Here is a 25,989-nt window from a genome sequence, read left to right as displayed (position 1 = left end):
CCAGCCATGTCACAGCACCCCGCCCGCCTCGTCCTGGAACAGTTCCGTCCAGTAGTGCCAGGGCGAGGAGGGTGTCGTGCCCGTCGGGTCGACGGTTCTCAGGACCTGGATCATCGTCGCCGCCAGCTGGTCGTAGGCGTGGGTCGTGAGCGCGTGGTCCGACTCCTCGTCGATCGCCTTCTCCCGGTGCAGCAGCCAGAGGGTGAAGGCCAGCGTGGAGACGTCCGTGTTGAGGGCGTACAGCCTCGCGTCGGGCTCGCTCCAGTTCAGCACCTCGCCCGTCGCGCCGTCGACGACCAGGCTGTTGTCCTCGATGAGGTATCCGAGACGTATCAGGTGGTCGGCGCGTGCGGGGAGTTGCTCGGTCGGGTAGTCGCCGGGGCGCTCGTCCGCGTAGTACTCGGTCAGGGTCGGCAGCGGGACGTCCGTGTCCAGGGAGAAGAGGAAGCCGTCCTCGGGCAGGCCCGTCTCGCGCAGGAAGCGGCGGGTCGGTTCGTGGGTGAGTGTGGCGGGGAAGTCGACGTCCTCGAAGCGGGCGACCCGGCCCGGACCGAACTCCTGGTCCAGCAGGCGGGACGGCAGGTCGAGGGTGAGGCCGGATGCCGTACCCGGGCCCGCCACCAGGGCGAGGGGGCGGATCAGTGCCGCCATCCGCCAGAACGGGGGCACTTCACCGTTCGGGCCCGTCTCCTCCTCGAACACCGCCAGCAGTTGCCGTGACGCCTCCGCCACCGCCTTCGGCCCGAAGCGGCCCGCGTAGGCGGCGAACTGGCCGCGCAGCTGGGCCAGTTCCTCCGTCGTCGACGCGAACCGCACCAACGTCCGCAGCGACGGTGCGAGCGGGCGGGTGTCCATCAGGTCGGGGCGGTCGGGGAAGAAGTACGTCGTCGAGACCTCGCCCGTCGCGCCGTCGAGCAGGACCGACTCGCCCTCCAGGCCCTCGGAGGCCAGGAGTCCACCTATGACCAGCTGTTCGCGCAGCTGGGCCGCCAGGCGGTCGGGGTCGCCCGTCGAGTCCGCCACCGTACGCAGGCCGTCGCTGCGCAGCGCGTCGAACGTCAACAGCCCGCTGTCGCCCGGCAGTCCGGGATCCATCAGCCAGCGGCGCGTCGGCGCATGCGTGACGTACGGATCCAGCTCGTCCTCCGTCAAGGTGATCACTGCCGGAGCGGCATCGATCGTGCTCATGGTTCCCCCGCGCATGGTTGTCCCCAGGGTGACGCCGGTCGTCCGTGCCTCGCGGCACCGGCCGTCCCCACTGCCCAGAACACTACGCGGCACCACTGACAATCGCTCCGACCTGCGCAAACAGCGAGCGAACAACGTCCGTCGGAGAATCAGCGGCTGTGGCTCACTGGCCCGTCACCACCGCCGCCTGCGGGCGGATCGGCAGTCGGTTCACCGGGCGGCCCGTCGCGGCGCGCACGGCCGACGCGATCGCCGCCGGCGACGCCACGACCGGCACCGCACTGGCCGCCTTCGCGCCGAAGGGAGCGACCACGTCGCGTTCCTCGACCAGCTTGACGATCCGGATGTCGGGGGCGTCCAGGGCGGTCGGCAGGGCGTACCCGGTGAGGTCGGGATGCCGTATCACTCCGCGCGGGGTGCGCAGGTTCTCCGTGAGGGCGATGCCCACGCCCTGGGTGACGCCCGCCTCGATACGGGCCGCGAGCTGCGCCGGGTTCAGCACCCGGCCGACGTCCTGGGCGACCGCCAGCTCCACCACCCGTACGGAACCGAGCTCGATGTCGACGTCGACCACGGCGCGGATCGCGCAGAAGGCGAGCCCGACGAAGGCGTCGCCCTGGCCGGTCGCGTCGAGCGGTTCGGTCGGGTGCGGGCGGCACTGCGCGGTCGCCCACAGTTCCTTGCCGTCCATCGCCTCGGTGACGGTGGTCGACAGGACTCCGTCGTACGACGTGATCTTGCCGTCGGTGATCTGGAGCAGCTCCGTGGACATGCCGAACTTGTGCGCCAGCGGCTGCAGCAGCTGCGTGCGGACCATCTTCGCCGCCCGCTCCACCGCACCGCCCGACACCCATGTGTGGCGGCCGCGGCAGCCCGCGCCGGCCGGCGGCTGGTCGGTGTCCACGGGGGCCACGTGCACCTCGTCGATGCCCAGCGTCTCCTGGACGATCTGACGTGCGAGCGTGCTGAAGCCCTGGCCGGTCTCGACGGCCGCACAGAGCACCGTCGCCACGCCGTCCTGGACCTTCACCGTCGCCGTGGAGACCTCGTCGGCGCCCTCCGCGCCGAGCATGTGCACCATGCCGAGGCCGTATCCGACGCCGCGGCGCACCGCGCCCGGTTCGCCCGCGCCCTCGGGGCCGCCGGGCAGCAGCCACTCGTCCTCGGGCGTGTCCTTGGGCAGGGCCGGCAGGGGGAAGTCCCGTACGGCCTGGAGGAGTTCCGCGACGGGAGCCGGGCACGTCACCGTCTGGCCCGTGGGGAGTACGTCGCCCGTCGCCATGACGTTGCGCAGGCGCAGCTCCGCCGGGTCGACGCCCAGCTTCTTCGCCAGCTTGTCCATCTGCGCCTCGTAGGCGGCGGCCACCTGCATCGCGCCCTCGCCGCGCACATGGCCGGAGGGCGGGTTGTTGGTGCGCACGGCCCAGCCCTCGATGAAGGCGTTCGGAACGACGTACGGGCCGCAGGCGAAGGAGACGGCGGCCGCGAGGGCGTCCGAAGAGGTGTCGGCGTATGCGCCCGCGTCCAGCAGGATCTGCGCCTCGACCTTCACCAGCTTGCCCTCGGCGTCCGCGTGGTGGCGGTACCTGAGCAGGGTCGGATGCCGGTGCGCGTGGCCCAGGAAGGACTCCTCGCGCGTGGCGGTCAGTTTCACCGGGCAGCCGGTCTTCAACGCCAACAGGCCGAGCGGGAGTTGGAAGCCCTGGTCCTCGCGGTCGGCGGTGGCGCCGGGCACGCCGGTGACGACGACCTTCACGCGCTCCGGTTCCAGGCCGTAGCAGGCGGCAGCGGTGTCGCGGTCGGTGTGCGGGTCCGTGGACGCCAGGTACAGCTCCACTCCGCCGTCGGGGCGCGGCACGGCGAGGCCCGCCTCGGCGCCGATGGGCGCCGGGTCCTGGCGGCCGATGCGGTACAGGCCCTCGACGACGACCTCGCCGGCCGCCTCCGGGTCGCCGTGGCGCAGCGGGATGTGCCGGATCAGGTTGCCGTCGGGGTGCAGCGGCTCGGCCTCGAAGGCCTGCTCGGGGTCGGTCACCGGGTCGAGTACCTCGTACTCGACGATGACGGCCGCAGCGGCCATCCGCGCGGTGTCCGGGTGGTCGGCGGCGACGGCGGCGATGGGCTCACCGTGGTGGCGTACGACCTCGGAGGCGAACACCGGACGGTCGGACCTGCCGCGGCCGTGCAGCGGCGCGCCGGGCACGTCCTCGTGCGTGACGACGGCCCGTACGCCGGGCATCTCGCGCGCGTGGGAGGTGTCGATGGACACGATGCGCGCGTGCGGGTGCGGTGAGCGCAACACGGCCGCCCACAGCAGGCCTTCGGCCCACAGGTCGGCCGCGTACGGGAAGGTGCCCTCGGTCTTCGCGCGGGCGTCCGCCGCGGGCAGGGAGGCGCCGAGGCCGTGCGGGATCGACTCGGCGGCGGGGACGGCCTCCGCGGTGGTGGTCGCGGTGGCGGCTTCGTTACTCACGCCTGGCCTCCGTCCTGTCCCTGTCCGTACGGCTGGTCATGCGGTCCGGGTGTCCCGGGGGACTCGAACGCCGACGGGTTGACGCCGCCGGCCCCGGGCCCCGCCTGGTGGGGGATACGTGCCTCGTCGGCGTCGTGTTCGGCCGCGTCGGCCGCGGAGTGCGCCTCGCGTTCGGCGACGACGTCCTTGACGGCGTCCAGGACGGCCCGGTAGCCGGAGCAGCGGCACAGGTTGCCGCACAGCGCCTGGCGGGTCTCCAGCTCGGTCGGCGCCGGGTTGCCCTCCAGGAGGTCGTGCACGGTCATCGCCATGCCCGGCACGCAGAAACCGCACTGCACCGCACCGCACCTGGCGAGCGCCCGCTGCACGTCCGAGGGCTGCCCGTCGGCGGCCAGGCCCTCCACGGTGCGCACCTCGCTGCCGGCCGCGGTGACCGCAGGCACCAGGCAGGAGGCGACGAGCCGGCCGTCGACCTGGACGTTGCAGGCCCCGCACTCGCCCTGCGAGCAGCCGTCCTTGGCGCCCGCGAGGCCGAGCCGCTCCCGCAGGACGTAGAGCAGCGACTCGCCGATCCACGCTTCGGTGACGGGGCGGTCCGTGCCGTTGACGCGCAGCACGTACGAGGCGAGCGGGTGCTCTTCGTGTGCGGACGGGGCGGCCGGTGCGCCGGCCTCCTCCGGGGCGTCGTCCGTGGTCTCGCCGTCGGCGTCCGTCACGGGCTGCTCGGCGCCCTCCGGCCCGGTGCCTGCACCTCCGGCCGGTGCGGGCGGCGCGGAGGACTCAGCGGGGCTCTCAGCGGCCTCCTCGGGCCCATGGGCACCCGGGGTGTCCTCGACCGTCTCACCGGCCACAGGGGCGGGCGGCGGAGCCTCCGCGTACGGCTGGGCGGGACGGGCGGCCTGAGCGGCCTCCTCGGCGCCCGCGGCCGACGCGGACGCGGAGGGCGCGGCCTGCCCCGGATGGGAGTGCCCGGAGTGCCCCGGATCGGGCTGCTGCGCGGCGGCACCGGACCGTTCCGGCTCATGGCGCCGGTCCCCGGACGGCCCCGGCTCACCGTGCTCATGTCCGGACGGCTCCGTCCCCGCGTCCGGCGACGGCTCCCGGCTCCACGGCTGCCCCACCGACTCGGTCGCCCAGGGCGCGGCTGCACCCCCGGGAAGCGTGGCCGGTGGTGTGCCGCCCCACTGCTCCACGAGGGACGAGGTGGTGAACTCGCCCGATTCGTCCGGAAGATCACCGTTCGCAACGGGGATCGACCACTGCCCGGTCACGTCGTGGCCGGGTGCCGCGGGTGCCTCCGCGGCGTTGGCGTCCTCGAAGGTCCACTGGCCCGTGGCCGGGGGGTTGTACGTGAACTGATCCTGGCCGGAGGCGTCCTGCGGCACCGCGTTCGGGTCGGGCCACTGCACGCCTTCGGAGGGCATCGCCCAGGTGCCGGTGGCGGCGGGGTCGGTGCCGGCGGTGGTGGCGGGCGTGACCGTTATCTGCGGGGGCACATAGCCGTGGCCGGGCGCGGCGAGCGGGCTCTCGGCGGCGGCCAGCAGCGCGTCGACGCCGCCCTCGGGGAGTTTCACGAAGGCGGTGGCGCCGTCGTCGTAGTCGCCCTGGGGCAGCGGGTCCCAGCGGCCGCCGCCCTGGGGCGTGCCCCCTTCGTGCTGGTCGTCGGTCACGACAGCGCCCTCCCCAGTGCTCGTCGGGCCAGCGCGGCGACGGTGCGCCGCAGGTGCAGTACGGCGGGCGGAAGCTGCTGCACGGAGCCGTCCTCGGCCGGGACCGGGTCGGGGATGCAGGCCGCGGCGACGTACTCACCGAAGGCGTTCAGCGCCTCGGGGACGATCGCGCGGTTGTTGTCCCAGTCGATGAGCTGCGCGACCCACTGCTCGGCTTCCAGGGGCCTGAGCGGCATCGGCGCTATGGCGCCGACGGCGCACCTGACTCCGCGGCGGGCCGGGTCGAGGACGAGCGCGACGGACGCGACGGCCCGCCCGGGGCCGGTGCGGCCTGTCGCCTTCAGGAAGACCTGCGGCGCGTGCAGCAGCGGCACGCGCACGTAGCCGATGAGTTCGCCGGCGCGCAGCATCTCCATGCCGGCCAGCAGGTGCGACACCGGGAGCTCCCGGCGGGCCCCGCCCGGGCCCGCGACGATCAGCGTCGCCTCCAGGGCGGCCAGCACCGGCAGCGCATCGCCGGTGGGGGCGGCCGTGGCGATGTTGCCGCCCAGGGTGCCGGCGTTGCGGATGTGCGGCGGACCGGCGGCGCGCGCGGCGGCGGCGAGCGCCGGGATGAGCGCGGCGAAGTCGGGGCGACCCATACGCGCGTGGGTGAGGCCCGCGCCGAGCAGGGCGTGCCCGTCCTGGTACTGCCAGCCGCGGATTTCGCTGATCTTGCCGAGGCCGACCAGCGCGGCAGGCCTGAGCTGCCCCGAATTGACGGCGGTCATCAGATCGGTGCCGCCGGCCACGGGCACTGCGGCGGGCATGGCGATGAGCGCCGCCACTGCCTCGTCCAGCGTGGCGGGCAGCGTGACGGCCTGCGCCGCCTGCGGTGCGTGCGTGGTCAAACCGGCTTGCCCCTTCCCGCTGCCCCACCTGGTCCCGCCTGTGCTGCCGTACGGTACGTGCTGACAGGGCGGACGTGGCAACTCTGGCACATCTTCGCAGGACCCGAACGCGGGGGTCCGCTAGGAGGCGTTCGCCCACCTCACCGGGGAAATGGTCCGATTCGGACATTCGTCACCCGTGCGTTGGAATTGCCACTCTTCGGTGACGCTTGGGCGCTTTTTCCATCACTTGTTCGGGGGCGGACCGTCGATCGGTCGGCCGAGCACGCCGGGACGCCGCTGCCAGGGCTGCGGTCCGGCGGGCGGCCGGTACGCGACTCCCAGGGCGTCGAGCCGCCGGTAGTGGACGGCCATCCGCCGCTCGAAGTCCTCGAAGTCCCGTTCCGCCGGGGCGGGCAGGGCACTCCAGGCGACCTCGGCGAAGGCCGCAAGCCTCGGGAAGACCTGGTAGTCCACCCGGCCCTGGTCCTCCATCACCTCGGTCCACACGTTGGCCTGCGTGCCCAGGACATGGCGCGTCTGCTCCCCGCTGAGCTGCGGCGGGACCGGCTCGAACCGGTAGACGTCCGCCAGGGTGCGCACATAGCCGATCGGTACGGGTTCGTCCGCGCCGGCGGACTGGCGGTGGTCCAGGTACACCTGCTGCTCGGGGCACATGACGACGTCGTGACCGGCCCGCGCGGCGGCGACTCCGCCCGCGTAGCCGCGCCAGGACGACACGGCCGCCCCGTCCGCGAGCCCACCCTCCAGGATCTCGTCCCAGCCGATGAGCCTGCGCCCGCGCGCGGAGAGCCACTTGTCGAAGTGGCCGACGAACCAGGACTGCAACTCGTCCTCGTCGGCGAGCCCGAGTTCCCTGATCCGCGCCTGTGCGGCCGGCGACTGCTTCCACTGGTCCTTCGGGCATTCGTCGCCGCCGACATGAATGAACTCCGAGGGGAACAGCTCCAGGACTTCCTCGAACACCCCCTCGTAAAAACGCAGGGTGTTGTCAGTGGGGGCGAGTACGTTCGGATTGATCCCCCAGGTGTCCCAGACGGTGAGGGCGGTGGTGTCGATGACGTCGGTGTTGCCGAGTTCCGGATACGCGGCGATGGCGGCCTGCGAGTGTCCCGGTACGTCGATTTCCGGGACGACGGTGATATGCCGCTCGGCGGCGTAGGCGACGATCTCCCGGATGTCGTCCTGGGTGTAGTAGCCACCGTGCGGCTTCTCCTCCCACAACGGCGAGGCCCGGTGGCCGAATTTCGTGCGCGCCCGCCAGGAACCGACCTCGGTGAGCTTCGGGTACCGCCTGATCTCGATCCGCCATCCTTGATCGTCCGTCAGGTGAAAGTGGAAGACGTTGAGTTTGTGCGCCGCCATCAGGTCCAGGTAGCGCAGCACGCCTTCCTTGGGCATGAAGTGCCGGGCGACATCGAGCATGAGGCCGCGCCAGCGGAATCGGGGGGCGTCCTCGATGATCTGGTGCGGGATTCCGAGGGTGGTTCCGGGGCGTACGGGGGCGCGTCGGAATGCGTCGGGGCCGAGGAGTTGGCGCAGTGTCTGCGCACCCCAGAAGACGCCGGCCGCGCTGCCGCCCCGGATCTCGACACCCTGGTCTGCGCCGACGGAGAGCCGGTACGCCTCCGGCTCCAGCGCGTCGTCCAGGTACAGCCGTACGGAGCCGGGCCGGTCCTCCGGTCCGGACGGAAACGGCAGGCCGAGAGCCGCACCCACGGTGGAGCGCAGCCAGCGCTCCGTGGCGCCCGTGCCCGGGGCGGCCCACAGGGCCGTTTCCGGGTCGAACAGCACCTCGCAGCGCATGGGTCCCTCGACGGCGCGCGGCGCCGGAATCAGATCCGTCAATGCAGTCACGTCGTCAGTCCTTTGCGTCGACTGGCGAAGTGTCGCTGATGATGAGGGACTTGGCGACCAGGCCTGTTGAAGAATTGCCGGCCGAATTCCTGCTCTCCGAAGAAACGCCGGAAGGAGTCCGGGGAGGGGCCTGACACGAAGGCCCCCGGGGCGCGCAAAGCACACCCCGGGGGACCTCCCGGAAACAGACGAGCAGAGCTGCCCGGCTACGGACCCACGGCCTACCGGCCTACTTCTTGTCGCCGCCCTTGCCCTTGTCGTCCCCGCCGGCACCCATGGACTCGTAGATCTCCTTGCACATGGGACACACGGGGTACTTCTTCGGGTCGCGGCCGGGCACCCAGACCTTGCCGCACAGCGCCACGACGGGCGTACCGTCGAGGGCGCTCGCCATGATCTTGTCCTTCTGGACGTAGTGGGCGAAGCGCTCGTGGTCACCGTCGCCGTGGGAAGTCTGCGGCGTGGGCTCTACGAGTGTCCCCGTACCAGTCCCGCGCTCGGGCTCGAGAGTGCTCATACGGCCAAGGGTACTGAAGCTCACACGCATCAGTTGAGCGAAGGGTCGTCCGGATAGGTGGCCACCATCGCCAGCTCGTTGCGCTGTCGGCGCAGCACCTCGCGCCAGAGCCGTTCGGGAGCCGGGTAGTAGACGTCGCCCGGCTCGGACTCGACCACGTACCAGGCGCCCTCGACCAGCTCGTCCTCCAGCTGGCCGGGGCCCCAGCCCGCGTATCCGGCGAAGATCCTGAGCGAGCCGAGGGCCGAGGCGAGCAGCTCCGGCGGGGCCTCCAGGTCGACCAGGCCGATCGCGCCGTGCACCCGCCGAAAGCCGAGCGGGACGGCCTCCCCGGACGCGCCGCCCGGGATGACCGCCACACCGAGAGCGGAGTCCAGGGAGACCGGCCCGCCCTGGAAGACCACGCCGGGTTCGCCGGCCAGCTCCGCCCAGCCCTCCAGGATGTCGCCCACCCCCACCGGCGTCGGACGGTTGAGAACGACACCCAGCGAGCCCTCCTCGTCGTGGTCGAGAAGGAGCACCACCGCGCGGTCGAAGTTCGGGTCCGCCAGGGCGGGCGTTGCCACGAGCAGCCGCCCTGTGAGCGAGGACACCTCGGTCATGGCAGACATGATCCCGCATCTTCGCCCGGCGTGGGGAGCCAATGGGGGGTCGGGAGTGAATGCAGCCATGAATTGAAGGAGTGGCCTGATAAGGCCTCGTTTGAGGGTGGTGGTGGGAGACGGGAGGGTGGGCGGAAGCACTCCCGGCGCACGCCCCTGCCAGTGACCCCATGTGCCCGATTGGGAACGGTTCGTGTTGTGACAGAGATATGACAGAGCTGGGGGCTGCTCGGGCTTACAGGAGGGGGGTCGGCGGCCATTAGTCTGTCCCTCCGGCCCCTGCCCAACTCATCGGAACGCGAGATTCATGACCGTCAACGACGATGTCCTGCTTGTCCACGGCGGAACCCCGCTGGAGGGCGAGATCCGTGTCCGTGGTGCGAAGAACCTCGTACCGAAGGCCATGGTCGCCGCCCTGCTGGGCAGTGCGCCGAGCCGACTGCGCAACGTCCCGGACATCCGTGACGTCCGTGTGGTCCGCGGTCTGCTCCAGCTGCACGGCGTGTCCGTGCGTCCGGGCGAGGAGCCGGGCGAGCTGGTCCTCGACCCGACCCGGGTGGAGAGCGCGAACGTCGCTGACATCGATGCCCACGCGGGTTCCTCGCGCATCCCGATCCTCTTCTGCGGCCCCCTGCTGCACCGTCTCGGCCATGCGTTCATCCCGGGCCTCGGCGGCTGCGACATCGGCGGCCGGCCCATCGACTTCCACTTCGACGTGCTGCGACAGTTCGGCGCGCGGATCGAGAAGCGGGCGGACGGGCAGTACCTGGAGGCCCCGCAGCGGCTGCGCGGTACGAAGATCCAGCTGCCGTACCCGTCCGTGGGCGCGACCGAGCAGGTGCTGCTGACGGCCGTCCTCGCGGAGGGCGTGACGGAACTCTCGAACGCGGCGGTCGAGCCGGAGATCGAGGACCTCATCTGCGTACTGCAGAAGATGGGCGCCATCATCGCGATGGACACCGACCGCACGATCCGCATCACCGGTGTGGACACGCTCGGCGGCTACACCCACCGCGCCCTCCCGGACCGCCTGGAGGCCGCCTCTTGGGCGTCCGCGGCGCTCGCGACCGAGGGCAACATCTATGTCCGTGGCGCTCAGCAGCGGTCGATGATGACGTTCCTCAACACCTACCGGAAGGTGGGCGGCGCCTTCGAGATCGACGACGAGGGCATCCGCTTCTGGCACCCGGGCGGGCAGCTGAAGTCCATCGCCCTCGAAACGGACGTCCACCCCGGCTTCCAGACCGACTGGCAGCAGCCGCTGGTCGTCGCCCTCACGCAGGCGACGGGGCTGTCGATCATTCACGAGACGGTCTACGAGTCCCGTCTCGGCTTCACGTCCGCGCTCAACCAGATGGGCGCCCACATCCAGCTCTACCGCGAGTGCCTGGGCGGCTCGCACTGCCGCTTCGGCCAGCGCAACTTCCTGCACTCGGCGGTCGTGAGCGGCCCCACCCGCCTCCAGGGCGCCGACCTGGTCATCCCCGACCTCCGCGGCGGCTTCTCGTACCTCATCGCCGCGCTGGCCGCCCAGGGCACGTCCCGGGTCCACGGCATCGACCTCATCAACCGGGGCTACGAGAACTTCATGGAGAAGCTCGTCGAGCTGGGCGCGAAGGTGGAGCTGCCGGGCAAGGCGCTCGGCTGACAGGTCCGGTCCTACGACGATGGGGCGGCCTCCCGGATGCCGGGTGGCCGCCCCATTGGCGTTGCTCAGGCTCCGTACACCGTCCCGTGGTGTACGGGCAGGATTACTGGCCCTTGGCGGCTTCCTTGAGCTTGGAGCCCGCGGAGACCTTCACGCTGTAACCGGCCGGGATCTGGATCGGGTCGCCGGTCTGCGGGTTGCGCGCGGTGCGAGCGGCACGGTGGGTGCGCTCGAAGGTCAGGAAGCCGGGGATGGTGACCTTCTCGTCGCCCTTGGAGACGATCTCGCCGACCACGTCGGCGAACGCGGCCAGCACGGCGTCGGCGTCCTTGCGGGTCACCTCGGCGCGGTCGGCCAGCGCGGCCACCAGCTCACTGCGGTTCATTTTGTTACTCCCGTGTTCTTCTTGCCGTTGAGGCGTGCCACGCGGCGGAGCCGCATATCAGGCACAGCGAAGCCGATGCTGCCAGGGTCCTCGGACAGTCCCCGGACCCGGGTCCGTCGTCCGACGCTCGCGCCCAGGGACGCATCCTGCCCCCACCTGCGGCGGGAATGCCAATCCGGCACCCGCAGGAGTCGTGAGAACACCCTTGGGAGTCACACGAAAAGCGCCACTGACCGGCCGCCACCCTAGATGGCAGCCGACGCCGGGTGGTTCCACGACGCGCCGTTGACCAGCGCAGCCGTGGCAATCCTCACAGCCACAGCCCAGCGCGGGTTGACGTCGACGCCGCATGTGCTACAACGCCGTCGCCGACGCTCCGGCAGCCTTCGCCGCTTCCCGCACCGCACCCGCGACCGCACCGGCGACCTTGTCGTTGAACACGCTCGGGACGATGTAGTTCGGGTTCAGCTCGTCCTCGGTCACCACGTCCGCCAGCGCCTTCGCGGCGGCGAGCATCATCTCCGTGTTAACAGTACGGGACTGTGCGTCCAGCAGGCCACGGAAGACGCCCGGGAAGACCAGGACGTTGTTGATCTGGTTGGGGAAGTCGGAGCGGCCGGTGGCCACAACTGCCGCGGTCTGGCGGGCGATTGCCGGGTCGACCTCGGGGTCCGGATTCGCGAGCGCGAACACGATCGCGTCGTCGGCCATCCCGGCCACGTCGTCACCGTCGAGCACGTTGGGAGCCGAGACGCCGATGAAGACGTCGGCGCCGCGCACGGCGTCCTTGAGGGTGCCGGTGATGCCGTCGGGGTTGGTGTTGTCGGCGATCCAGCGCAGCGCCGAGTCGGGGGCGGCGTCGACCAGGTCCTCGCGGCCGGCGTGCACGACACCGTGGATGTCGGCGACAACGGCGTGCTTCACGCCCGCGGCGAGCAGCAGCTTCAGGATCGCCGTACCGGCCGCGCCCGCGCCGGACATGACGACCCGGACGTCCCCAACTGCCTTGCCCACCACGCGAAGTGCGTTGGTGAGGGCGGCGAGGACGACGATCGCGGTGCCGTGCTGGTCGTCGTGGAAGACGGGGATGTCGAGGGCCTCGCGCAGCCGCGCCTCGATCTCGAAGCAACGGGGGGCGGAGATGTCCTCGAGGTTGATGCCGGCGAACCCCGGGGCGATCGCCTTCACGATCTCGACGATGGCGTCGGTGTCCTGGGTGTCCAGGCAGATGGGCCAGGCGTCGATACCGGCGAACCGCTTGAAGAGGGCCGCCTTGCCCTCCATGACGGGCAGCGCGGCCTTCGGGCCGATGTTGCCCAGGCCCAGCACGGCGGAGCCGTCCGTCACGACCGCAACGGAGTTGCGCTTGATGGTGAGGCGGCGGGCGTCCTCGGGATTCTCGGCGATCGCCATGCAGACGCGGGCCACACCCGGCGTGTAGATCATGGACAGGTCGTCACGGTTGCGGATGGGGTGCTTCGACGCCATCTCGATCTTGCCGCCGAGGTGCATGAGGAACGTACGGTCCGAGACCTTGCCGAGCGTGATGCCCTCGATGCCGCGGAGCTTCTCGACGATCTCGTCGGCGTGGCCGGTGGAGGTCGCCGCGATGGTGACGTCGATGCGGAGCTTCTCGTGGCCGGACGCGGTGACGTCGAGGCCGGTCACCGAGCCTCCGGAGGACTCCACGACGGTGGTGAGCTGCGAGACGGCGGTTCCGCTCGCAGGCACCTCCAGCCGGATGGTCATCGAGTAGGAGACGCTGGGCGCCGTTGCCATGGCCGACTTCCTCTGCTTTCACCGAATGCTGCGTTGTGCCGTCCGATCGTCGCACCTACCCCTGAGTACGCGGTAGCCGCCCGGGATTGCGCTCATTTAGTTCACACCCGGGGTGCGATTTCGGAAAATATCTTCCACCATACGAGAAACGATCAGGCAACGAAAGAGGCCCACGTCACATCGTGACGTGGGCCTCTCTCAGGTCAGTGACACCGACCCGCCATGCTCGCCTCGCGGCAAGTGGTCGCTCGAAGCGACGAAGGTTGGGCCCGGGGGCTTGGATCGGGCCGGTGTCACGTCAAGGCTAACAAACGGATCCCGCACGGCCATTCCCGTCCCGGGAGTCCATCCGGGTCGGTCTCTTCCGCGTCAGTCTCTGAGCAGGTCAGGCACCCCGGCCGTGTCCGGCTCGTCGCGCGCGTCGGAGACGACCGTCAGCTGCTGGGTGGCCCGGGTCAGGGCGACGTACAGCACCCGCAGCCCGGCGGGCGACTCGTCGGCGATCTCTGCGGGCGAGACGACCACCGTCGCGTCGTACTCCAGGCCCTTCGCCTCCAGGCTGCCGAGCGCCACCACCCGGTCACCGAGTCCGGCCAGCCAGCGCCGGGCCTCCTCACGCCGGTTCATGGCCACCACCACACCGACCGTGCCGTCCACGCGGTCGAGGAGCCGGGCCGCCTCCTCGCGCACGGTGTGCCCCAAGGACTCCCGTACAACGGTGAAGCGGGGCTCGACGCCCGTGGAACGGACGGCCGACGGCGACTCGGAGCCAGGCATGGCGAGGGCCAGCACCTTCGACGCCAGTTCGGCGATCTCGGCCGGGTTGCGGTAGTTCACGGTGAGGCGGAAGCGGCGGCGGGGGCGGGTGCCGAGCGCCTCGTCGCGGGCCTCGGCCGCCTCGTCCGGGTCGGACCAGGAGGACTGGGCCGGGTCGCCGACGACCGTCCAGGTGGCGTGCCGACCACGCCGGCCGATCATGCGCCACTGCATGGGCGTGAGGTCCTGGGCCTCGTCGACGATGACGTGCGCGTACTCGGTGCGCTCCTGCGCCAGCCGCTCGGCCCGCTCGCGCTGCGACTCCTCGCGCACCGGCATCAGCTCCTCCAGGCCGGTGAGCTGGTCGAGCGGGTCGAGCTCGCGCTTCTTCCGGGGGCGGGCGGGGACACCGAGGAGGGCCTGCAGCTCGTCGAGCATGGCGATGTCGTGCACGGAGTGGCCGTCCCGCCGGAGCGAGCGGGCCACCTTGCGCACCTCGCCCGGGTTCAGGATCCGGCGGGCCCAGCGGCCCAGCCGCTTCTCGTCGGCCATGACCCGCAGCACATGCTGCGGGGTCAGCTCCGGCCACCAGGCGTCGAGGAAGCCCACAAAGGCGTCCTCCGATGTCACGTCCTCGTCGAACGAGGAGCGCAGCTCGGCGGCGAGCTCGGGGTCGGAGTGGCGGGTCGCGCCGCCCGACTGCTCCCACAGCGCGTCGAGGAGCAGCCTGCGCGCCCGAGGGCGCAGCAGGTTCACCGGAGCCGTGCCGCCCAGCGCACTGCGCCGGATCCGCTCCAGCTCGGCGGCCTCCAGTTCGAGCCGCCGGCCGAAGGCGACGACTCGCAGCCGCTGCGGTGAATCGTTCAGCTCCAGCGCTCCGCGGGCGGCCTTCCGCAGCACCTTGAGCATGCGGTACGAGCCCTTGGCACGGGCCACGGACGGGGAGTCGTACAGCGTCGCCTCGGCGCCGTCGACGAGCGAACCGATCGCGCGGATGGCGACCTGGCCCTCCTCGCCGAGGGAGGGCAGCACGCCCTCGGTGTACGCGACCAGCAGCGGGGTCGGCGAGACGATCAGGATGCCGCCCGCGTAGCGGCGCCGGTCCTGGTAGAGGAGGTACGCCGCGCGGTGCAGGGCGACGGCGGTCTTGCCGGTGCCGGGGCCGCCCTCGACGTACGTCACGGAGGCGGCGGGGGCACGGATGACCAGGTCCTGCTCGGCCTGGATGGAGGCGACGATGTCCCGCATGGTGTGGCTGCGGGCCTGCCCGAGGGCGGCCATCAGGGCGCCGTCGCCGATGACGGGCAGTTCGTCGCCGTCGAGGAACGCCTTCAGCTCGGGGCGCATCAGGTCGTCCTCGACGCCGAGGACACGGCGGCCCTTGGAGCGGATCACCCGGCGGCGGACCACCCGGCCGGGGTCGACCGGCGTGGAGCGGTAGAAGGGGGCCGCGGCGGGGGCCCGCCAGTCGATGACCAGCGGCGCGTAGTCCTGGTCGAGGACGCCGATGCGGCCGATGTGCAGGGTCTCGGCGATGTCGGCCGTACCGTCGTCGCGGACCGCGCCCTCGGCGGGCTCGACCGCGGTGTACGCGCCGTCCGGGCCCTTCTTGCCGTCCTTGCCGGGCAGCAGGTCGATGCGGCCGAAGAGGAAGTCCTCGAACTCGTTGTTCAGCCGGTTCAGGTGGACGCCCGCCCGGAAGACCTGCGCGTCGCGCTCGGCGAGCGCACCGGGCGTGCCGACCTGGCCGCGTTTGGCCGCGTCGTGCATGAGGAACTCCGCCTCGTGGATCTTCTCCTCCAGGCGGTGGTACACCCGGTCCAGGTGTTCCTGTTCCACGCCGATCTCTCGGTCGCGTACGGAGTCATGGACCGAGCCGAGCGCGGTTTCCTGTTGAGCCTGAGCGGCCACCGGGCCCCCTTCTGACGTGCTGGGCAGCCGTCCACCGTACGCGAAGGGGACCCGGAAAGGCTACGCATGGGCCCCGGGTCCGTTGTCCACAACACCCCGGGGCCTGCCGTACGACTTACGCGTCGACCTCGACCAGCACTTCACCGTCGAAGGTCATGACCACGAAGTGGTCGATCTCGTTGGGGGCGAAGGCGGCGCCGCCCTGGACGTAGAGCGGGTTCTTGGCCTGCTCGGTCTTGGCGTTCGGGAGGCCGTAGCCCCAGTTCGGGACGGACCAGTTGCTGAGCGTCTCGCGCTCGCCGTTCTTGCCGACGGCGATCAGGGAGCACTTCTCGGGGCCCTTGACGCCCTTGAGTTCCAGGACGGCGTCGGTGCCGTGGGGCTTCTCCTCCATGGCCACGGTCGCGCTGACCTTGGTCTTCGGGTCGGTCGCGGCGACCCGGTCGGGCATACCGTCGAACGCGGCCTTGGCGGGGCTGGACGCCTGGAGCGGGACGTTGCCGCCTCCGGAGTCGTCGCCGCCGGTCGCCGCGACGGAGACCAGCGGGCCGCCGACGATCAGCGCGGCGGCCGCGGCCACCATGTACATCCCGCGGCGGCGCTTCTGGGCGCGGCGCTCGGCGACCTCGTCGACCAGCTTCTCCGCGAGCCGTGGGCTGGGCCTGGCGGACAGCGACTCGCCGATCGAGGGCGTGCCGGCGCCGGGCAGGTCGGCGAGGGCGGCCAGCATCGGTTCCATCCCGGCGAGCTCGTCGAGCTGCTGGGCGCACCACTCGCAGGTGGCGAGGTGGGCCTCGAAAGCGGTTGCTTCGGCGTCGTCGAGAATCCCGAGGGCGTAGGCACCGACGGTCTCGTGTTCGTTCGGGCCCAGTGATCCGCCGCCCTGTGTTCCCTGCATGGGGCCAGACATACCCGGACCCCCTGCTCCGTATCCCCCGTATGTGTTCATCACGCCGTCACCCCCCGCTCCTCCAGTGCCAGCTTCATCGAACGCAGGGCGTAGAACACCCGTGAACGCACGGTGCCACTGGGTATGCCCAGCGTCTCTGCCGCCTCATTGACGGTACGCCCCTTGAAGTACGTCTCGACGAGCACCTCCCGGTGGGCCGGGGTCAGGTCGTCGAGTGCGTCCGACAGCGTCATCAGCCACAGCGCCTTGTCGATCTCGTCCTCCGCGGGGATGACCTCCAGCGGCGACGGGTCGACCTCCTGCGGCCGGGCCTGCCGGCTGCGGTGGCCGTCGATGACGATGCGCCGGGCGACCGTCACCAGCCAGGGGCGTACCGATCCGGTCGCTCGGTTGAGCTGACCGGCGTTCTTCCAGGCACGGATGAGCGTCTCCTGCACGACGTCCTCGGCGCGCTGCCGGTCTCCGGCGACCAGGCGCAGCACGTACGCGAGCAGCGGTCCGGCGTGCTCTCGATACAGCGCACGCATCAGCTCCTCGTCGGGTTCCGAGGGCTGGGACATGCGATGTCGGGCCCTCGATCCACGTTCATTGGCCACGGCCGCATCCTTGCGCACGCCCACCTCCGGTGTCCGGGGGTTCCCCCAGTCGGTCGCTCAACACCGGGTACGAACGCAGGCCGTTGTGTGTTCAAAGTGAGATGACATTTTTCTTCGGAGTGACGTGACGAGCGGGACATGGGTGCACAATCCCCCCGCCCGACCTTCACATTTTCGCCACACTGGCAAGATCGTTACGGCGGCGGGGCGTCCGGAGTCCGAAACGCGATGTTGTCGAAATCACTTCGACGGCACACCAACCGACATGCCACATAAGGCAGATAAGGGACCGTCAGCCACGAGTGAGTGCGGCCGTGCGACGCCGATGCCGGGCGACCCGCTCCCGGTTCCCGCACACCTCACTGGAACACCAGCGCCTGCGCCGGCCCCGGGACGTGTCGAGGTAGACGATCGGGCAGTTGTCGCCCGCACACTGCCGCAGGCTCGCCCGGGCGACGGGGTCGGTGAGCAGTTCCACGGCATCCCGGGCGATCGCACCGAGCAGTGCGGCGCACTCAGGGGGCCCGTCCAACTCCCGTACGAGCGTGCCGTCCTCGGCGCGCAGGGCGCGCGGCGCCGGTGGTGCGGTGCGGGCGAGTTCGTTGACGCGGGCGAGCGCGAGATCGTACGGCCGGGTCGTGGTCGACAGCGTGCCGTGCACCAACTGGCCGACGTGGGCGCGCAGTTCGCGGACGCCGACCAGCCAGGAGGCGTCGGCGTGCGCCAGCGGGGTGCCGGGCGGGACGAGCCCCGACCCGGTGATCCAGGCGCGCAGCACCTCGACGGAGCCGAGCCGTTCCACCGGGTGGGTGGTCGCCAGCAGGTCCAGACAGATCCGCCCGGCGTCGAACCGCAGCTCGTACGGGGCCGGGGCCGTACCCAGTGCCATGCGCGCGTCACCGCCTAGCCGGGGGAGGCTGAGGAACCGTTCCCTCTCACAGTGCCTGCCCGCCGCGGCGACCGGAACCCCGCGTACCGAGCGCTTCTCGCCGTGCTCGATCCGGCCGTCAGACGTCGGCGTACTTGGCGTCGGCAGCCGGATCGAGGGCGAGCCGGTAGCCGCGCTTGACGACGGTCTGGATCAGCTTCGGCGCCCCCAGCGCCGTACGCAGCCGGGCCATCGCCGTCTCCACGGCGTGCTCGTCCCGGCCGGCGCCGGGCAGCGCGCGCAGCAGCTCGGAACGCGCGACCACCCAGCCGGGCCGCCGGGACAGCGCGCGCAGCAGTGACATCCCGGCGGGCGGTACGGGCTTGAGGTCGCCGTCCACCAGCACCGCATGCCCGCGGATCTCCACCCGGTGCCCGGCGATCGGCAGCGACCGCGCCCGCGCGGGCAGCTCCTGGCACAGCAGCTGTACGAGGGGACCCAGCCGGAAACGCTCGGGCTGCACCGTGTCGACGCCGCGGGCCTGCAACGGCAGCGCGGTGACCGGCCCGACGCAGGCCGGCAGCACGTCGTGGTGGAGCGCGGCGAGCAGTTCGGGCAGCAGCCCGCGCTCCTCGGCCCGGGACAGCAGGGACGCGGCGGCCGGCGCGCTGGTGAAGGTGAGCGCGTCCACCCCGCGCGAGACGGTGGCGTCCAGCAGCCGGTCGACCGGCGAGAGATCCTCCGGCGGCATCCACCGGTAGACGGGAACGCCGACGACCTCGGCCCCGCCCGCCCTGAGCGACTCCACGAACCCGGGCAGCGGCTCCCCGTGCAGTTGTACGGCGATCCGCCGCCCGTCGACGCCCTCCTCCAGCAGCCGGTCGAGCACCTCGGCCATGGATTCGGAGGACGGCGACCACTCCTCGGTCAGCCCCGCGGCCCGGATCGCCCCCTTCACCTTCGGCCCGCGCGCGAGCAGCTCCACCCCGCGCAGCCGGTCCAGGAGCGCCTCCCCGAGCCCCCACCCGTCGGCGGCCTCGACCCAGCCCCGGAAACCGATCGCGGTGGTGGCCACGACCACATCCGGTACGCGGTCGATGAGCTCCTTGGTGGCGGCGAGCAGCTCGCTGTCGTCGGCGAGCTGCACGATGCGCAGGGCGGGAGCATGCAGGACGGCGGCGCCGCGCCGCTGCAGCAGCGCCCCGAGTTCGTCGGCCCGGCGCGCGGCCGTCACACCCACGGTGAACCCGGCGAGGGGCCCGTGTTCCGCCCGCTGTCCCACCATGTCCGCCGCCTGCCTCGCCGGCTGATCCGGTCGCTGTTGTTGCTCGTACATAACTCTCGTCCCGCACTCGAGTCGTTGCACCTACATGCCGATCGAGCCTGTCAACGGTGCGTGACAGGCTCGGTTCGGCTCGATGTCGCCCGTGTTACGTCACACCTCGGCGTAGCTGAGCTGCGGCTTCGCCTCCGAGGCCGGTGTGGCGTCGGTCTCCGGGGCGGCCGGGCGGCGAAGGTATACGGCCCAGGTGACCACGAAGCACAGGCCGTAGAAGGCCAGGAAGGCGACGAAGGCGCCGGTGCCGGAGCCCACGCTCAGGAACGACTGGCGGAAGGCCAGGTTGATCCCGAGCCCGCCGAGCGCGCCCACCGCGCCGATGAGGCCCATGGAGGCGCCGGACAGCCGGCGGCCGTAGGCGGCGGCCTCCTCACCGGTGAGTCCCTTGGCGAGGGCCTTGTTGTGGAAGATGCCGGGGATCATCTTGAACGTCGAGCCGTTGCCGAGACCGGACAGGACGAACAGGGCGATGAACGCGGTGGTGAACAGCGGCAGCGACTTCTGCATCGAGGCCACGATGATGACCGCGGTGGCGGCGGCCATGGCGACGTAGTTCCACAGCGTGATCTTCGCGCCGCCGAACCGGTCGGCGAGCGCGCCTCCCAGCGGGCGGATCAGGGAGCCGAGCAGCGGGCCGATGAAGGTGACGTAGGCGGCCTGCAGCGGCGTACGGCCGAACTGGGTCTGGAGGACCAGCCCGAAGGCGAAGCTGTAGCCGATGAACGAACCGAAGGTGCCGATGTAGAGGAAGGACATGATCCAGGTGTGGGCGTCCTTCGCGGCGTCCTTGGCTGCGCCGGTGTCGTTCCTGACGGACGAGATGCTGTCCATCTTGAGCCACGCGAGGACGGCGGCGATCACGATGAACGGGATGTAGATCCCGAGCAGCAGGCGCGGGCCGCCACTGGCGCCGATGACCGCGAGACCGACGAGCTGCACCACGGGCACGCCGATGTTGCCGCCGCCGGCGTTCAGACCGAGCGCCCACCCCTTCTTACGGAGGGGGAAGAAGGCGTTGATGTTGGTCATGCTGGAGGCGAAGTTCCCGCCACCGACACCGGCCAGCATCGCGCACAGCAGGAACGTGGTGAACGACGTCCCCGGCTCCATCACGGCGAACGCGGCGACCGTCGGCAGGAGCAGCAGGCTCGCCGAGATGACCGTCCACATCCGGCCACCGAAGATGGCGACGGCGAAGGTGTACGGCACCCGGACGATGGCGCCGACCAGCGTGGCCATCGAGACGATCGTGAACTTGTCGGCGGGGGTGAGCCCGTACTCCGGCCCCATGAAGAGCACCATCACGGACCAGAGGGTCCAGATCGAGAACCCGATGTGCTCGGAGAGAACGGAGAAGAACAGGTTCCGCCGGGCGACCTTCTCACCCGTCTCGTTCCAGAAGGTCTCGTCCTCCGGATCCCAGTGCTGGATCCAGCGGCCGCCCCTGCTCGGGGGTGCGGGGGCTGTACTCGGGGCTGTCATGACGCCTCCACGGTGCTCCGGGACTCGGGTACTGCTCTGAGCGGTTGAGTCCCGAAGGTAGGGAGGGCGCGTTTCCGGTCTGTGGCTGTGGGTGACCGGAAAGGAACTTTGCTCTCACCCTGGGCGGGGGTGGGATGAGAGGTTTCTTCGGCGCGGGGTGGCCTGGGGGTGGTGCCGGGTTGGTGCCGGGTCAGTGCTGTGGGGGCTGCCAGTGGGGGTTTTGCTGGGGCTGAGGGTGGTGGGCCTGGGGCTGGTGGGGCTGAGGTGACTGCTGTGGATACGGCTGAGGGGGGCCGTATGACTGGGGCCCCGGCTGGGGCTGGGCCTGGGGGGCGGCGGGGTACGGCCCGGATGCGGGCGGAGGGGCGTAGGGCCCCGGCGTCCCGGACGCGGGCGGAGGGACGTACGGCCCCGGCGCCTGCTGCTGCCCGTAACCACCGGGCGCACCCGGCTGACCGCCGTACGGCCCACCGGCCGACCCCCCGTACGGCCCACTCGCGAACGGATTCCCGTGCCCCGGAAGCTGCGCCCCCGGCGGCAGATACCGCAGCCGCCCGCTCTCGTCGGTGATCGGCGCGAACCCGGCGGCCTGGAGAAGGGCGGCGAACTTGGCGTTGCGCTTCCGGCCCCAGGTGAGCGCGAAACCGAGCAGGCCCATGGTCACGGCCCACATGATCCCGCCGATGAGGAGGCCGGTGTCCCCGCCGACGTTCACGATGACGACAAAGGACCCGACAGTGATGGCGATCGCCGCGTACCCCAGCCGCTGCTTCTCGGAGTGCCGGCCGGTGAGATCGAAGTTGATCCGCGCCTTGAGGAGCTCGAGGGCGTCCGGCACAAGGGGCGGCAGCGAGACGCCGTCGCCGGCGTTCGGATACTGCGCCCAGTTCTGCGCGGCCCGCGCACGGGCGTGGGGACTGGGGTCGGGCACGATCATCATCACGAGCGCGTTGTTGCGGGAGCCGGTCTGCCGTGCATCCGCGTACTCGTACCCGAACTGCTGGGCGATGAAGGCGAGCCGGGCGAGTTTCTTCACGGAGGCCATGGGACTGGTGAGCTGAACCGGCCCACCCCCGGCCATCAACTGCAGCATCTTCTGCACCTGCCGCTTGCTCACCGCAACCAACTCCCCCGCCGCTTGGGCCGCCCTGTTCACTTGCGCAACGTGGGCAGTTTTCCACACGAGTCTGTGGCTGCGGAACCACGCTCCGCCGGTCGAGAGCCCACCTCGAACCACAGCAGCTTTCCGGCACCCCGGTTGAGCGGGCCGTCCCCGAGCGGCCAGCCGCCCCACGCATCGGCGTACTGCTGCACGAGGTGCAGCCCGCGTCCGCTGTCGGCGTCCACGGGAGCGGGCCGGACCCGATCCCTGGGCGACTTGCCGAAAGGGGCGGGGACATGCGGGTGACTGTCCCAGACTCCGACCCGCAATCGCCCGTCGCCGAGTGCGGTCAGCCGCAGCGAGGCGGGGCCGTGCGTATGCCGGTACGCGTTGCTGACCAACTCGGAGGTCAACAGCTCGACGACATCCAGGACTTCATGCATGCCGTGCCCGTCGAGCGCTGCCCGCACGGTCATACGTGCGACACGTGCGGCGCGTGGGTCATGCGGCAGACGGAGGGCGTACACCCAGGTGTTGGGCAGGGCTACGGTGACCATGGAACACCTCCGGGAGGAAGAGGACTTGAACTCGCCCAACGGCTTCGCCCTGCGGTGGCAGTGCCTGAAGTGGTGCGCTTCCGGCTTATGGACGCGGGGAGTTGAGCGGTACAGCACTTACGCTAGCGCGGGAGGAGAGATACTTCTCAAGGAGTCGAGAGAAGTACACCTCTCATTACCTCTTGTGAGGTACCCGAGCGCCGCGCTGCGGCCCGAAAGGAGGAGCCTTGCCACCCACCAGCACTCCCACCCTGCGCCAGCGCCGCCTGGGTGCTGAACTGCGAAAACTCCGCGAGCGAGCGGGGCTCACAGCCACGGGCGCAGCCGCACGGCTCGGCGTCAACCAGGGGCGAGTCAGCATGATCGAGACAGGTCGCAGCTCCCTTAGCGCAGACCGCATCCGCTCCCTCGCGCGCGCATACGACTGCGGAGACACTCAACTCGTTGACGCCCTAGCCGCGATGGCCCGGCGACCGACACGAGGCTGGTGGGACGACTACCGCGATCACCTGCCCGTCGGCCTCATCGACCTGGCCGAGTTGGAACACCACGCGGCGACATTGCGCGTGGCGCTGGTCATCCACATCCCCGCGCTGCTCCAGACGACCGACCATGCGCGCGCCCTCTTCAAGGAGGCGGTGCCGCCCTTGCGGCAGTACGAGATCGAGCATCGAGTCAGTCACCGGATCAAGCGGCAGGGAGTCCTCCACCGCGAAAGCCCGCCCCCGTACACGGCGGTGATCCACGAGTGCGCACTGCACATGGGATACGGCGGCCCCGCTACGGTGCGCGCTCAGCTCCAGCACCTACTGGACATGAGCGAGCTGGGTCACATCACCGTAAGGGTGATCCCGTTCGGAAAGGGCTCATTTCCCGGCACCGGACAGTCCGTCGACTATCTGGTGGGGCCGGTTCCTCAGCTGGACACTGTTCAGCTGGACACCCATCACGGCTGCGAGTTCCTGGACGCCGAGGCCCAGTTGGACAAGTACCGTCTCGTACTCGACCGTATGGAGGCGAACGCCCTCAAACCCGCAGAGTCCCGTGACCTGATCCACCGCATCGCCCAGACCGTCTGAGGGAACCATGTCCGAACTCCACTGGAAGAAGTCCACTTACAGCCCCGACGCCTCGAACTGCGTCGAGATAGCCACCACCCTCGCCACCATCCACATCCGCGACTCCAAGAACCCGGCCGGCCCCTGCCTCACCCTCCAGTCCACCGCTTGGGCGGACTTCCTCTCGCATGTGGCGGACGCACGGCGCTGAGCACGAGGCACACTCGCTCGGGTGATCAGGGCGCAAGTTCTTGCAAGTTCCTGGCCTCCGATCGGCGTTGGGCACAAGATCGAGCACAGGCGCCCAACGACAAGGAGGCAGCGATGGCTCTGATCAAACTTGGCCAGGATCCCGAGAGCCCGGACGGCAAATCGCCCACCATCTACCTCGACGACGAAAAGGGCACCTACCTGGTGCAGGGCTGGAAGGTGGTCGATGAGGCCCGGCGCTCGCAGCTGGACCTTCCCGGCCACGAGGACGTGATCGAGATCCCGAAGCGGATGGTGCGGTTCTTCCCGGGGGTGAAGAACCGTGGCGGTGCCGACTCTTGAGGACCGGCTGCGGCGCTGCACCCGGTCCGCCGTCCATCTGGAGATGCGCGACGAGTACATGCGCTCCGACCCTCGGTTCGTCGCCTGGCAGAACGGTGTCCGTAACGATCCCGCCGACAGCGACCCGGAGCGTCGGCCGTGGCTACGGCTCGTCGCCGACCTCATGGCCCAGGGGGTTGAGGTACGCAGGGCCCGGATCGTGTCGGAGCCCGTGTCGGACTACATCCGATTCGAGCACCATCTGACCGGCCCCAACGTGGAGGCGGGTGAGCAAGTGCGCTGGCTGCCTCGCCGTCGCGCGTCCGGGCTGGCCCTGCCCGGGAACGACTTCTGGCTCTTCGACTACAGCTCGGTGGTCTTCCACCACTTCGCCGGCGATGGCGAACTGGCGTCGAACGATGAGGAGTTCACTGACGATCCGGCCGTCGTGAAGCTGTGTGCGGATGCGTTCGAGGCCGTCTGGGCCCTGGCGGTGCCGCACGCGGCCTACAGGCTCGTCTGATCCACAATCCTCGGCGTGACTTCATCCAGTGTTCAGCAGGCACGGCAGGCCCTTGGTCGGCGTCTTCGCGAGATTCGCAAGGACGCCGGCCTTACCGCACGGGAGCTGGCCCGGCGCGCCGACTGGCACGAGTCGAAGTGCTCGCGACTTGAGAACGGGCGCACACACCCGTCAGACGCGGACATTCGAACGTACACGACGCTCTGCGCCGCCCAGAACCAAACCGCCGACCTGATCGCCACGGCACGTGGTATTGAGGGCGCGTACGTCCAATGGCGGCGCATGGAGCGGGCGGGCCTGCGGCGCGTACAGCAGTCTGTGGCGCCGCTCTTCGAGCGCACCCGCCGCTTCCGCGTCTACCAATCCTGGGTGATTCCGGGCCTGCTCCAGTCGGCCGCCTACACCCGCGCCGTACTGAGCACCGTGGCCCATCTCCGAGACGTGCCCGACGACATCGACGACGCCGTGGCCGTCCGCATGGACCGGCAGCACATCCTGCACTCCGGCGACCACCGGTTCGCCATGCTCGTCGAGGAATGGGTACTGCGCACGGTCCTCGGCGACAACGACACCATGGCCGGAGCACTCGGCCACCTGATCTCTGTCGCGTCGCTCCCTTCCGTCAGCCTGGGCGTCATCCCTCTCGGCACACCGCGCGGTGCAGGATGGCCTGTTGAATCGTTCACCATGTACGACGACGCACAGGTCAACGTGGAACTCGTCTCCGCGCACCTGACCATCACCCAACCCAGCGAGATAGCGGAGTACGCGAAGACGTTCGCCGAATTGTCCGCCATTGCCGTGTACGGCGCACAGGCCAGGTCGCTCATCACCGCCGCTATCGACACCATCGGGTGATCGCTGCGCAAGCTCATGCAAGTCCGTGGATTGGCAACCCGCTCTCTCCATACGTTCGTTGCACCGAGAGCCGATCAGCCGTGGAGACGACGTATGGAGACGCAGAAGCCGCAGGATTGCGGCCGGACCGAGCTGCCTACCGAGCCCTCCGCCGTACCTGGCTGTGCCGAGTGCCTGTCCTTTGTGGTCGCCAGGCAGAACGCCCGGTCCATCGGTGACTACAGCGCCGTATCCGACGCCAACGTACGGATGCGTCAGCACCACGCAGAGGCGCACGCGTCATGAGCAAGGGAACGGGCTCAAATCTCTTCGCCGACCGTCCCTTGATGACCATGCGGGTCTCTCATGACTCCGGGCAGACCTGGGGGCCTGAGCGGGCCGTGTTCACGACCGATGGCCTTCCGCCCCTGATCACGACGGAATGGCCTCCGTGTCAGTGCCGACGCTGCACTGAACGCGGTACCGGCTCCGGTAGCTGAGGCTTCTGCC

General features: G+C 70.4%; 23 protein-coding genes. 6 read left to right on the top strand and 17 right to left on the bottom strand.

All coding sequences use genetic code 11. The features are described 5' to 3' along the window. Positions 1-9 precede the first annotated feature (9 nt). From ACFVJQ_RS23635 to ACFVJQ_RS23605, 7 genes are all read right to left on the bottom strand, one after another. Positions 10-1,188 (bottom strand): SUKH-4 family immunity protein, encoded by a 1,179-nt coding sequence (locus ACFVJQ_RS23635; protein WP_385786543.1) that lies wholly within the window; start codon positions 1,186-1,188, stop codon positions 10-12. A gap of 163 nt (positions 1,189-1,351) precedes the next feature. Further along, entirely contained in the window at positions 1,352-3,661 is a 2,310-nt protein-coding gene (locus ACFVJQ_RS23630; RefSeq protein WP_385786540.1) for a xanthine dehydrogenase family protein molybdopterin-binding subunit, read from the bottom strand. Further along, positions 3,658-5,331, bottom strand: a complete 1,674-nt coding sequence (locus tag ACFVJQ_RS23625) for a (2Fe-2S)-binding protein (protein WP_385786537.1) — start codon at positions 5,329-5,331, stop codon at positions 3,658-3,660. The genes ACFVJQ_RS23630 and ACFVJQ_RS23625 overlap by 4 nt, the downstream gene beginning before the upstream one ends. Beyond that, positions 5,328-6,221: an FAD binding domain-containing protein gene (locus ACFVJQ_RS23620; protein ID WP_385512766.1), complete on the bottom strand. Its 894-nt coding sequence runs from the start codon at positions 6,219-6,221 to the stop codon at positions 5,328-5,330. The genes ACFVJQ_RS23625 and ACFVJQ_RS23620 overlap by 4 nt, the downstream gene beginning before the upstream one ends. Positions 6,222-6,446: 225 nt before the next feature. Further along, a complete protein-coding gene (locus ACFVJQ_RS23615; protein ID WP_385512765.1) occupies positions 6,447-8,078 on the bottom strand; it encodes a beta-N-acetylhexosaminidase in 1,632 nt (543 codons plus the stop codon). A gap of 229 nt (positions 8,079-8,307) precedes the next feature. After that, entirely contained in the window at positions 8,308-8,595 is a 288-nt protein-coding gene (locus tag ACFVJQ_RS23610) for a DUF3039 domain-containing protein (protein WP_030054422.1), read from the bottom strand. A 29-nt stretch (positions 8,596-8,624) separates the two neighbouring features. After that, a complete protein-coding gene (locus tag ACFVJQ_RS23605; protein ID WP_129799762.1) occupies positions 8,625-9,197 on the bottom strand; it encodes a YqgE/AlgH family protein in 573 nt (190 codons plus the stop codon). A 307-nt stretch (positions 9,198-9,504) separates the two neighbouring features. Here ACFVJQ_RS23605 and murA point away from each other — a divergent pair, with 307 nt between their 5' ends. Beyond that, positions 9,505-10,845 carry a UDP-N-acetylglucosamine 1-carboxyvinyltransferase gene (gene murA / locus ACFVJQ_RS23600; protein WP_385512764.1) on the top strand — a complete coding sequence of 447 codons (1,341 nt, stop codon included), beginning with the start codon at positions 9,505-9,507 and terminating at the stop codon, positions 10,843-10,845. Positions 10,846-10,948: 103 nt separating this feature from the next. Here the strand turns inward: murA and ACFVJQ_RS23595 are convergent, their stop codons facing one another. The 10 genes from ACFVJQ_RS23595 to ACFVJQ_RS23550 form a co-directional block, all read right to left on the bottom strand. Then, positions 10,949-11,230 (bottom strand): HU family DNA-binding protein, encoded by a 282-nt coding sequence (locus ACFVJQ_RS23595; protein ID WP_129799764.1) that lies wholly within the window; start codon positions 11,228-11,230, stop codon positions 10,949-10,951. A gap of 354 nt (positions 11,231-11,584) precedes the next feature. Further along, the gene (locus ACFVJQ_RS23590; protein WP_385512763.1) at positions 11,585-13,009 is read right to left on the bottom strand and encodes an NAD-dependent malic enzyme; all 1,425 of its coding nucleotides are present in this window, start codon (positions 13,007-13,009) and stop codon (positions 11,585-11,587) included. A gap of 369 nt (positions 13,010-13,378) precedes the next feature. Further along, a complete protein-coding gene (locus ACFVJQ_RS23585) occupies positions 13,379-15,676 on the bottom strand; it encodes a HelD family protein (RefSeq protein WP_385512762.1) in 2,298 nt (765 codons plus the stop codon). A gap of 115 nt (positions 15,677-15,791) precedes the next feature. Next, entirely contained in the window at positions 15,792-16,574 is a 783-nt protein-coding gene (locus ACFVJQ_RS23580) for an anti-sigma factor family protein (protein WP_385512761.1), read from the bottom strand. A gap of 50 nt (positions 16,575-16,624) precedes the next feature. Next, positions 16,625-17,146 (bottom strand): sigma-70 family RNA polymerase sigma factor, encoded by a 522-nt coding sequence (locus ACFVJQ_RS23575; protein ID WP_010039908.1) that lies wholly within the window; start codon positions 17,144-17,146, stop codon positions 16,625-16,627. 328 nt (positions 17,147-17,474) lie between these two features. Then, positions 17,475-18,071 (bottom strand): CGNR zinc finger domain-containing protein, encoded by a 597-nt coding sequence (locus ACFVJQ_RS23570; protein ID WP_385512760.1) that lies wholly within the window; start codon positions 18,069-18,071, stop codon positions 17,475-17,477. A gap of 118 nt (positions 18,072-18,189) precedes the next feature. After that, on the bottom strand, positions 18,190-19,386 hold the full coding sequence (locus ACFVJQ_RS23565) for a uroporphyrinogen-III synthase (RefSeq protein ID WP_385269802.1): 1,197 nt from the start codon (positions 19,384-19,386) through the stop codon (positions 18,190-18,192). Between the two features lie 99 nt (positions 19,387-19,485). After that, entirely contained in the window at positions 19,486-20,871 is a 1,386-nt protein-coding gene (locus tag ACFVJQ_RS23560; RefSeq protein WP_385786526.1) for a nitrate/nitrite transporter, read from the bottom strand. Positions 20,872-21,061: 190 nt separating this feature from the next. After that, entirely contained in the window at positions 21,062-21,988 is a 927-nt protein-coding gene (locus tag ACFVJQ_RS23555; RefSeq protein WP_385786523.1) for a hypothetical protein, read from the bottom strand. Between the two features lie 35 nt (positions 21,989-22,023). Beyond that, complete coding sequence (locus ACFVJQ_RS23550) at positions 22,024-22,530, bottom strand: ATP-binding protein (RefSeq protein WP_385786520.1); 507 nt, start codon at positions 22,528-22,530, stop codon at positions 22,024-22,026. Between the two features lie 227 nt (positions 22,531-22,757). Here ACFVJQ_RS23550 and ACFVJQ_RS23545 point away from each other — a divergent pair, with 227 nt between their 5' ends. From ACFVJQ_RS23545 to ACFVJQ_RS23525, 5 genes are all read left to right on the top strand, one after another. Then, on the top strand, positions 22,758-23,609 hold the full coding sequence (locus ACFVJQ_RS23545) for a helix-turn-helix domain-containing protein (protein ID WP_385786517.1): 852 nt from the start codon (positions 22,758-22,760) through the stop codon (positions 23,607-23,609). 7 nt (positions 23,610-23,616) lie between these two features. Beyond that, complete coding sequence (locus ACFVJQ_RS23540; RefSeq protein ID WP_385786514.1) at positions 23,617-23,799, top strand: DUF397 domain-containing protein; 183 nt, start codon at positions 23,617-23,619, stop codon at positions 23,797-23,799. Positions 23,800-23,912: 113 nt separating this feature from the next. Beyond that, on the top strand, positions 23,913-24,140 hold the full coding sequence (locus tag ACFVJQ_RS23535) for a hypothetical protein (RefSeq protein ID WP_385786511.1): 228 nt from the start codon (positions 23,913-23,915) through the stop codon (positions 24,138-24,140). Next, positions 24,127-24,642 (top strand): DUF6879 family protein, encoded by a 516-nt coding sequence (locus tag ACFVJQ_RS23530; RefSeq protein ID WP_385786508.1) that lies wholly within the window; start codon positions 24,127-24,129, stop codon positions 24,640-24,642. The genes ACFVJQ_RS23535 and ACFVJQ_RS23530 overlap by 14 nt, the downstream gene beginning before the upstream one ends. 15 nt (positions 24,643-24,657) lie before the next feature. After that, positions 24,658-25,500: a helix-turn-helix domain-containing protein gene (locus ACFVJQ_RS23525; protein ID WP_385786505.1), complete on the top strand. Its 843-nt coding sequence runs from the start codon at positions 24,658-24,660 to the stop codon at positions 25,498-25,500. Positions 25,501-25,989: the final 489 nt, after the last annotated feature.

Origin of the sequence: Streptomyces sp. NPDC127197, assembly GCF_042672405.1 — a bacterium.
Lineage (GTDB): Bacteria > Actinomycetota > Actinomycetes > Streptomycetales > Streptomycetaceae > Streptomyces > Streptomyces flavusporus.
The sequence above is the reverse complement of the archived record's forward strand: the minus strand, read 5'-3'. Positions and strand labels throughout refer to the sequence as shown.

Bases quoted from the DNA above. Each gene is read 5' to 3' on its own strand.
- ACFVJQ_RS23635 (WP_385786543.1), bottom strand. From the start codon at position 1,188: ATGAGCACGATCGATGCCGCTCCGGCAGTGATCACCTTGACGGAGGAC.
- ACFVJQ_RS23610 (WP_030054422.1), bottom strand. From the start codon at position 8,595: ATGAGCACTCTCGAGCCCGAGCGCGGGACTGGTACGGGGACACTCGTA.
- ACFVJQ_RS23605 (WP_129799762.1), bottom strand. From the start codon at position 9,197: ATGACCGAGGTGTCCTCGCTCACAGGGCGGCTGCTCGTGGCAACGCCC.
- murA (WP_385512764.1), top strand. From the start codon at position 9,505: ATGACCGTCAACGACGATGTCCTGCTTGTCCACGGCGGAACCCCGCTG.
- ACFVJQ_RS23595 (WP_129799764.1), bottom strand. From the start codon at position 11,230: ATGAACCGCAGTGAGCTGGTGGCCGCGCTGGCCGACCGCGCCGAGGTG.
- ACFVJQ_RS23590 (WP_385512763.1), bottom strand. From the start codon at position 13,009: ATGGCAACGGCGCCCAGCGTCTCCTACTCGATGACCATCCGGCTGGAG.
- ACFVJQ_RS23580 (WP_385512761.1), bottom strand. From the start codon at position 16,574: ATGCAGGGAACACAGGGCGGCGGATCACTGGGCCCGAACGAACACGAG.
- ACFVJQ_RS23575 (WP_010039908.1), bottom strand. From the start codon at position 17,146: ATGTCCCAGCCCTCGGAACCCGACGAGGAGCTGATGCGTGCGCTGTAT.
- ACFVJQ_RS23570 (WP_385512760.1), bottom strand. From the start codon at position 18,071: ATGGCACTGGGTACGGCCCCGGCCCCGTACGAGCTGCGGTTCGACGCC.
- ACFVJQ_RS23565 (WP_385269802.1), bottom strand. From the start codon at position 19,386: ATGTACGAGCAACAACAGCGACCGGATCAGCCGGCGAGGCAGGCGGCG.
- ACFVJQ_RS23560 (WP_385786526.1), bottom strand. From the start codon at position 20,871: ATGACAGCCCCGAGTACAGCCCCCGCACCCCCGAGCAGGGGCGGCCGC.
- ACFVJQ_RS23550 (WP_385786520.1), bottom strand. From the start codon at position 22,530: ATGGTCACCGTAGCCCTGCCCAACACCTGGGTGTACGCCCTCCGTCTG.
- ACFVJQ_RS23540 (WP_385786514.1), top strand. From the start codon at position 23,617: ATGTCCGAACTCCACTGGAAGAAGTCCACTTACAGCCCCGACGCCTCG.
- ACFVJQ_RS23535 (WP_385786511.1), top strand. From the start codon at position 23,913: ATGGCTCTGATCAAACTTGGCCAGGATCCCGAGAGCCCGGACGGCAAA.